The following is a 3,952-nucleotide window of genomic DNA, read 5'->3' on the forward strand; positions in this document are numbered from 1 at the left end:
TTCCATCCAAGTAATGTATATACTATTAAAGAAATCAACGAAGGCGGTCGCGATTTACTCGCAGAAATCGAACGTCAAGCAGTAGAGCAATTAGATAATAAATCCTTGTCCTTGCAATTGCCTGAAAAACACTTCGACGGTAAATTACACTTAGATCAAGGTATCATCGTAGGTTGTTCTGGTGGTTTGTATGAAAACATTATGCAAGCTGCAAATATCGTACGCGGTAAGAGCGTAGGCTCTGGCCGTTTCGCATTCAGCGTATATCCTTCTAGCCAGCCAATTTACTTAGAACTTATGAAAAATGGTGCCCTTGTAGACCTTATGAGCGCTGGTGCCATCGTGCGTACAGCCTTCTGTGGTCCTTGCTTCGGCGCAGGTGATACACCTAATAATACGGGCCTCAGTGGTCGTCATGCGACACGTAACTTCCCGAATCGTGAAGGTTCTAAACCAGGGAATGGTCAGATTTCTTCCGTTGCACTTCTTGACTCTCGTTCCGTGGCAGCTACGGCTATTAACGGTGGTGCATTGACGGCGGCTACTGATATCGAATATGATGATGTGGTGCCAGCTTACCACTATGATGATAAACCTTATGAAAGCAAGGTATATAGTGGTTTTAACGAACCTAATAAAGATACTGAACTCGTGTATGGCCCATCTATTAAACCATGGCCTTCTATCGAAGAATTGACCCCAAATGTATTGCTCAAAGTAGCAGCTTATATCGACGATCCTGTAACAACTACAGATGAGTTGATTCCATCTGGCGAAACATCTTCCTACCGCTCTGATCCATATGCATTATCTGAATTTGCCTTGAGCCGTAAGGTTCCTGAATATGTAGGTCGTGCTAAAGCCGTTCGCGATTGGGAAAAATCTCGTCAAGAAGGTGAAAGTGCAGCAGATTTAGTAACTGCATATGAAGAGGTAAAACAAGCGCTTGGTCTTACAGAATCCGTAGAAGATATGGCTAAGTCTACAGCCGTTTCTAGCATGGTATATGCTAATCGCCCTGGTGATGGCTCCGCTCGTGAGCAAGCAGCATCCTGCCAACGCGTATTGGGTGGCGGTGCTAATATTGCTATTGAATATGCTACAAAACGTTATCGCAGCAATGTTATTAACTGGGGCATGCTACCGTTCCTAACTAGCGAAGAAGACTCCAAAACTATGGCAGTAGGCGATTATGTTTATGTGCCAAATGTGCGTGACCAATTATTCTCTGACTCCGATGATTACAAAGCATATGTTATCAGCGGTGGCGTGAAGAAAGCCGAAATCACATTGCACTTAGGTCACCTCAGCGATGAAGAAAAAGATATTATCGCAGCAGGTTGTCTCATCAACTACTATGCAAATAGCAAAGCGTAAGTGGTGAACATAAAGGAGTAAGTTATGAACGGGTATAAAGAAATTCCTGTTACTTATATGCGCGGCGGTACTAGTAAAGGGGCGTATCTGTTAAAAGATACGCTTCCAACTGACCCCGCTGCTCGGGATCGTATGATTTTAGATTTATATGGCTCTCCCGATGCGCGTCAAATTAATGGTATCGGTGGTGCTGATCCATTGACGAGCAAGGTGGCTATCGTAAATTCTTCTGACCGCGATGATGCGGATATCGACTACACCTTTGGTTATGTCGGTATCGCTGATGCGGTGGTAGATTACGAAGGTAATTGTGGCAATATTTCTGCTGGTGCAGGGGTATTTGCTATTATGGAAGGCTTTGTGAAAGCCATAGAACCAGAAACAGTGGTTCGTATCTTTAACACAAATACAAATAAGGTTATTGAAGCACATGTGCCAGTACGAGATGGTAAACCTGTTATTGACGGTGATTTTGCTATCGATGGCGTGCCTGGTACAGGTGCTCGTATTACATTATATTTCTTGGAGCCTAGCGGTTCTAAGACGGGTAAGCTACTACCAACAGGCAATGTACAAGATACAATTACATTGGCTGATGGGCGCACAATCCAAGTCAGTCTCGTAGATGCAGCTAATCCAGCTGTATTTGTAAAGGCTACAGACCTTGGTTATGAAGGCACGGAATTACCGGCTTTCACAGAAACGGATGGCGGTGTATTACTCAATACACTTGAAGATATTCGCACTACTGCAGCTGTAATGATGGGACTTGCTCCATCGAAAGAGGCTGCTAGTCCTGCAGTTCCAAAGGTATGCATGGTGTCCGCACCACAAACCTACGTGGCAAGCGATGGTCGAACTATCGAGGGGAATAGTATAGACATCGTGGCTCGTACAAAGGCACTCGCTGTAATGCATAAAGCGTATGCTGTTACAGGTGGTATTTGTACAGCTACAGCAGCGCTTATTACGGGGACTGTGGCGAACGAAGTAGTGAGCGAACGTGCTAAAGAAACGAATCAAGTTACTTTAGCGCATCCATCAGGGAAATTTGATTTCGAAATATGCCTAAACAAAGATAAGAGTTGGCATGTGGAGAAGGCGGGCGTGGCTAGAACGGCGCGACCGATCATGAAAGGCATAGCTTATGTTAAAGGAGAGTAAGAATGAATAAGCTACTTAAAATTGCAATTATGTTTGCCATTCCTCTGGCAATGTGGTTCATTACACCGCCAGAAGGTTTGAGCGTTGGAGCTTGGCGACTGCTAGGTTTCTATTTAATGGCTATCGTTGGTCTTGTTGTTAAACCTTGGCCAGCACCAATTATCTTGTTATTATCTATTGCAGGTTCTGCAATTTTCTTGAATGCTACGAAAAACGTATTGTCTGGTTATGCATCTACCACAGTATGGTTAGTATTCTCTGCGTTCTCCCTCAGTGTGGCGTTCGTAAAAACAGGCCTTGGCCGCCGTATTGCGTACCTATTGATTAAATCCTTAGGTCACACTACATTGCGTCTTGGCTATGTAACTGCTTTATTAGATCTTATTATTTCCCCAGTAACACCTTCCAACACAGCGCGTTGTGGTGGTATCGTGTTCCCAATTATGAACTCTGTAGCAAAAGCATTGGGTTCTGAGCCTGGCGAAAGCGCTAAAAAAGCTGGCTCCTACCTCATGGTTAACACATACATGGTTACTAAGGTAACAAGCTTGATGTTCGCTACAGCGATGGCGCCAAACTTATTGGCTGCTGACTATATGAACAAAATCCTCGGTGTAGACATCAACTGGGGCCTTTGGGCATTAGCTCTCGTAGTACCAGGTCTTGTAATGCTTCTCATTACACCAGCTTTGGTATACTACTTAGACAAACCATCTATTCAACACATCGACTCTCACGGGATTGCTGATGAAGGTTTGAAAGAACTTGGACCTATGTCTGGTCGCGAGAAATCTCTTATCGCTATCTTTATTCTTGCCTTAGTTGGTTGGGCATTGCCTTCCATTTTGACTCAAGGCTTTGGCATTAAATTCTCCCTAGACGCAACAGCAGTAGCTATCGTAGCCATGGTAGCAGCCCTTGTAACAGGCGTAATCAAATGGGAAGATATGCTTGAATCCAAAGGTGCTTGGAACACATTGATCTGGTTCGGTGGTATCATCGGTATGTCCAGTGCGTTGTCCAAGGTTAAATTCTTTGAATGGCTAGCTGACTTTATGGGTACACACTTCAACTTCGGCGATAATCCAATGCTGGCTCTTATTATCATCGGTGCTATCAGTATCGCTGTTCGTTACTTGTTCGCCTCTGGTAGTGCGTACGTTGTAGCCATGCTTCCAGTATTCCTTACTGTAGGTAAAGTAGCGGGTGTAAACCCAATGGCGTTGTCCTTGTTACTAGCTGCAACAAACTCCTACGGTGGTGCCTTGACTCACTACGGCGGTGCAGCGGCTCCAATCGTATTCGGTGCAGGTTACAACACTGTTAAGAGCTGGTGGATTATCGGCGGTATCTTCGCTATCATGTGCTTCATCGTAAACCTTACAGTGGGCTACGCATGGTGGGAAATCCT

3 protein-coding genes are annotated in these 3,952 nt (G+C 44.7%); all 3 read left to right on the plus strand.

The window, feature by feature from the left end; all coding sequences use genetic code 11:
* A partial coding sequence (locus tag RYM16_RS08820; RefSeq protein ID WP_314983378.1) for a hydratase occupies positions 1–1,377 on the plus strand: 1,377 nt, incomplete at its 5' end.
* 24 nt (positions 1,378–1,401) lie between these two features.
* Positions 1,402–2,541, plus strand: coding sequence for a PrpF domain-containing protein (locus tag RYM16_RS08825; RefSeq protein WP_314983379.1), 1,140 nt, complete (start codon positions 1,402–1,404; stop codon positions 2,539–2,541).
* Positions 2,542–2,543: 2 nt separating this feature from the next.
* The coding region (locus RYM16_RS08830; protein WP_314983380.1) for an anion permease at positions 2,544–3,952 on the plus strand (1,409 nt) is incomplete at its 3' end.

The sequence above is a fragment of the uncultured Veillonella sp. genome (assembly GCF_963524655.1).
Classification (GTDB): Bacteria; Bacillota; Negativicutes; order Veillonellales; family Veillonellaceae; genus Veillonella.